Raw genomic sequence first — 5,000 nt, 5'->3', positions numbered from 1 at the left:
AAATGAGGAATGCATGCATGCTTCCTTAATAGAGAATATGGGAAAAGATAAGTGAACAGCTTCTTATTCTCCGTATCTCTAGAAATGAGGAATGCTTGCTTCCGTAATAGAGAATATGGGAAACAATAAGCGAACAGCTTCTTATTCTCAGTCTCTCTAGACCCGGAAGTGAATGCTGAATGCTGAATGCTTCCGTAATTAGAGAATATGGGAAACGATAAGCGAACAGCTTCTTTATTCTCATTATCTCTAGGCCCGGAAGTGAATGCTGAATGCTTCCATAATAGAGAATATGGGGAACGATAAGCGAACAGCTTCTTTATTCTCATTATCTCTATGATGAATGCGTCCATAATAGAGAATATGGGAAACAATAAGCGAGCAGCTTCTTAATTCTCATTATCTCTAATGATGAATGCTTCCATAATAGAGAATATGGAGAACAATAAGCGAACAGCTTCCTATTCTCCATAGATATCTGTTATGGCCCCGAGAGCATACATGAACGGAGGGTAATCTGGTACCTTATTATTTACCCTAAAATGGTATCAAGATTTTCAGCTTCTGCAGCAGAATCCCCCCTTTGTGCCTGCGGGAGAGGGGACCTCCGTTTACTCCCCAGAAATGACCTCCGCTTTCTACCTTGGCGTTTTTTCGCCAAGTGTTCGCTCTCTCCTCTATACAGAGAGAGAGAGGAGAGAGAGAGAGAGTAGGGCACATAGAGAGAGAAAATACATAGCCGAAAGTGAAAGAGAAAAGAAGTAAAAGAATTTTCTTTACTTTTTTTCTCTAACATTTTCTTTTCTTTTCTGCTCTCACTTTTCTTTTCTTTTCTTTTCTGAAATGAAAATAAAATTCTCTTGATTTTTTTTCCTCACTTCCTCCACTTCCTCCACTTCCTCCCTTCCTCCCTAACCTCCCTAACCTCACTAAACTCACCAAACTCTCCAAACTCCCTATCTCCCTACTCCCTACTCCCTACTCGCACGCACGCAGGTATTTTATTGTTTTCAACAATCGATGCCAGGCCCATTTCGGGCCGGGCAGGTCGCAGTTGCAATTTTTGAGTCGGGGCCGCAATATGGCGCAAACTTGATTTTATCCAATCAGCGTTCGAAAAATAGGGACTCCAATCAGAATGCAGTCTCGTTTTGCAGCAAGAAAGTACAACCCACATGCCAGAACACACTACTGTTGTACCTCATACTCCCCCTGTACAATAATTAAATAATCCTCAAAGTATTTATTTGTACATATTTCAAGATCTTTTTTTATTTAAGGCAGCTTTGTTATTTATTCATTTAGGCTGTATTGGGCAAAACTATTTTATCTATCTGTTCTATTTATTTAATTGTTCTGTTTTTAATTATCTTTCACAGCACACCGGAGACACTAATAGGTGGTCAAGAATTAAGCGTACAGATAAATAAATAAATACGAGAGAGGCAGAGAGAAAGAATTAATTGGAGGAGAGAGAAAATAAATAAATAATAATGAATGAATAAATAGAGAGAGAGAGAGAGAGAGAGAGAGAGAGAGACAGAAGGCAGAGAGAGAGAGAGAAAGAGAGAGAGGAGAGAGAGAGAGACAGAACATACAGACAGGTTCTTCAGGCAGGGTCTACAATAAATAAATAATCGAGAGAGAGAGAGAGAGAGAGAGAGAGAGAGAGAGGAGAAACATGTACAGACAGACAGTATGCGTTGAAGCGAGGGCTTTAATAAAAATTATTTCACTACACCAAGAAAGGGACTGAAGGGTAGCTGCGGAAAATGGCTGAGAGAGAAACCAGGAGAGAGAAAGAAAACAAGCGAGAGAGACAGAGAGAGAGAGAGAGAGAGAGAGAGAGAGAGAGAGAGAGAGAGAGATGATAGAGGCAGTGAGTGAGGCAGACTGAGAGAAAGAAGGGCCTGAGAGGCCAAATAAGAAACAACAGCAGTAGAAGGGTAAAACAATAAGGCAAGGAAGAAGAAAATCACGACAAGAATCAATAGAACTCGAACCAGGCCTCACGCAGAGCCACACACACACACAAAGTCACTGTCACACAGAGGCGCTGACTGAGTGAAAAATGGCCTTCTCAAGGCCAACCAAAGTGATGAATAGCTGAAAACAAGTGTGCTCGTGGATGGACACAAAGAAAATCGCACTGGCATGCAGTAGAAAAGGCACCAGGGGTCAAGAGAGAGCGAGAAAAAATGATGCACACAGTGAGAAAATTCACGGAAATTGATACAGAAAAACAGGAGAGAAGGCTTACCTGCCCAGGATTTGTGGCACAATAGCAAGCCTAGAGTGTAAGGAAAGAGTGACTGCCAAAACAGGGCAGTGAGAGTGACGGGGGGCTGAACGGCAGCCACCACAGAGCGCAGCACACACAGAAACATACACTCACACAGAGGCAGTCAGTGATGGAAAGGGGCCTTTGAATGGCAATCAAAGACACAAACAGTTCGAAAAAGGTGTTGTCTTGGACAGACACAAAGAAAATCGCACTGGCATGCAATAGAAAAGACATCAGGGGTCAAGAGAGAGCGAGAAAAAATATGCACACAGTGAGAAAATTCACGGAAATTGATACAGAAAAACAGGAGAGAAGGCTGACCTGCCCAGGATTTGTGGCACATAGCAAGCCTAGAGTGTAAGGAAAGAGTTTCTGCCAAAACAGGGCAGTGAGAGTGACGGGGGGCTGAACGGCAGCCACCACAGAGCGCAGCACACACAGAAACATACACTCACACAGAGGCAGTCAGTGAATGGAATGGGGCCTTTGAATGGCAATCAAAGACACAAACAGTTCGGAAAAGGTGTTGTCTTGGACAGACACAAAGAAAATCGCACTGGCAGGCAATAGAAAAGACATCAGGGGTCCAGAGAGAGCGAGAAAAAATATCACACAGTGAGAAAATTCGCGGAAATTGAAACAGAAAAACAGGAGAGAAGGCTGACCTGCCCAGGATTTGTGGCACATAGCAAGCCTAGAGTGTCAGGAAAGAGTGGCTGCCAAAATGGGGCAGTGAGAATGACGGGGGGCCGAACGCCAGCCCCGAGAGAGCACTGCACACAAAGTGAGAGGCAGTCACACAGAGGCAGTCAGTGAGTGGAAAGTGGCCTCTGAATGGCAACCAGAGCGACGAACAGCTGAAAACAAATGTGTTCTTGGGCAGAGACAAAGAAAAATGCAGTGGCATACAGTAGAAAGAGACATGGTGGGCCAAGGGAGAGGGAGAAAAAAATTGCACACAGTGAGAAAATTCACGGAAAATGAAACAGAAAATCAGAGGAAAAAGCTGTCATGCCCAGGATTTGTGACACACAGCAAGACTAAAGTGTAAGAATGGAGAGAGAGACAAAAGAATGACAGAGAAGCACTCTGGGGCAAACGGCAGCCATGACAGAACACACACACACAGAAAAGAATTTTCACACAGAGGCAATGCATGAACGGGGAATGGCCTCTGAGTGGCAACCAAAGTGACGAACAGCTTGCAACAGATGTGTACTTGGACAGACAAAGCAAAAAATGCCATGGCATGCAATGAAACAGACGCCATGGGGCAGAAAGAGCAGAGAGAAAAAAATCGCTCACACAGAAAATTCACGGAAATTGACACAGAAAAACGGGAAAACAAGCTGGCGTGCCCAGAATTTGTGGCACACAGCAAGAACAGACTGCATAGAAAGAGTGACAGGCAGAACAAAAGACAGGGAGCAACTCTGGGCCAAACGGCAGCCATGACAGAGCGCCACGCGTGAAAAATCGCCCTGCACTTGGGCATGCAGAACACACGAAAGAAAGCTGGCGTGCCCAGAATTCATGGCAGCCAGCAAGAACATGAAGAAACAAAGGAGAGACAAGCAAAGAGAGAGACAGAAAGAAGAAGCACGTGTTGTGCAATGGCAAACAGTGCTGGAATACCTGAGAACGCTGGATTTTCGGCTCGCCGCCGAACGCCTTGGGCTTGCCCCATGCAGGCCAAGGCCGAAAATGCAAGCCTAGGCCTGCATGGAACAGTTTCTTGCTGTTGGCAGCGAAGAAAGCCGCTTGGGTGGCGCCAGAACCCCGCCAAACACGTCGGGAACGCTTTCCCCTTCAAAGAGGGAAATGTTGGCAACCGCGCCACACAAGGCCACCAGGCCAAGAAAAATTGCCCTCCCACGTAGAAAAATGCCCAAAGGTGGGCTCTGGCATGGGGGGATTTTTTGCGGGAGCTCCAAACGGCCATGGGGGCTCCCACACCCCTCACGAAAAAAAAATGCACGGGCGCCAGGCGAAATGCCAAAACGCTTTCTGATTGGAGTCCCTATTTTTCGAACGCTGATTGGATAAAATCAAGTTTGCGCCATATTGCGGCCCCGACTCAAAAATTGCAACTGCGACCTGCCCGGCCCGAATCTGGCCCTGGCATCGATCGTTGAAAACAAAAAACCGGAAAGCAAAGGAATAAACGCATGCTTGTTTCGATCGACATTAGAAACAAACATGTGTTAGTCATGGCTGTTTCGATCGCCACTAGAAACATTCATGCAAGCGTAATTTTTGTTTCGATCGCCATTAGAAACAAATAAAAGCGCAATGCCTGTTTCGATCGCCATTAGAAACACGCGTTTCGATCGACATTAGAAACGCAAGGCATTACGTGCTATTTCGATCGCCATTAGAAATAGCCGGATTCTCTATTTGCTGGTCATAACTATTTCGATCTCCATTAGAAATAGCTATTCCTTCCGTCGTTTTAAATAGCGAGTAAGTCCTGTATCGATCGACATTAGATACAGGCAATGTCTGTATCGATCGACATTAGATACAGGCAATAAGTCCTGTATCGATCGTCACTAGATACAGGCCAGCTATTTGCAGAAATAGATAATAAGTCCTGTATCGATCGACATTAGATACAGGCAATGCCAGTATCGATCGCCATTAGATACTGGTAGTTAGTCCTGTTATCGATCGACATTAGATACAGGCAGCTATTTCGCGGCGCTAATTGGGAATA

1 protein-coding gene is annotated in these 5,000 nt (G+C 45.0%); it reads left to right on the top strand.

What is annotated here, in order from left to right:
- Nucleotides 1-2,429 precede the first annotated feature (2,429 nt).
- Nucleotides 2,430-2,645 (top strand): hypothetical protein, encoded by a 216-nt coding sequence (locus ACHZA1_RS00015; protein ID WP_320051523.1) that lies wholly within the window; start codon nt 2,430-2,432, stop codon nt 2,643-2,645.
- Nucleotides 2,646-5,000: the final 2,355 nt, after the last annotated feature.

Origin of the sequence: uncultured Acetobacteroides sp. (assembly GCF_963667355.2) — a bacterium.
Classification (GTDB): Bacteria; Bacteroidota; Bacteroidia; order Bacteroidales; family ZOR0009; genus Acetobacteroides.
Note: the sequence above shows the minus strand (reverse complement) of the source record. Positions and strands in the feature narration are given on the sequence as shown.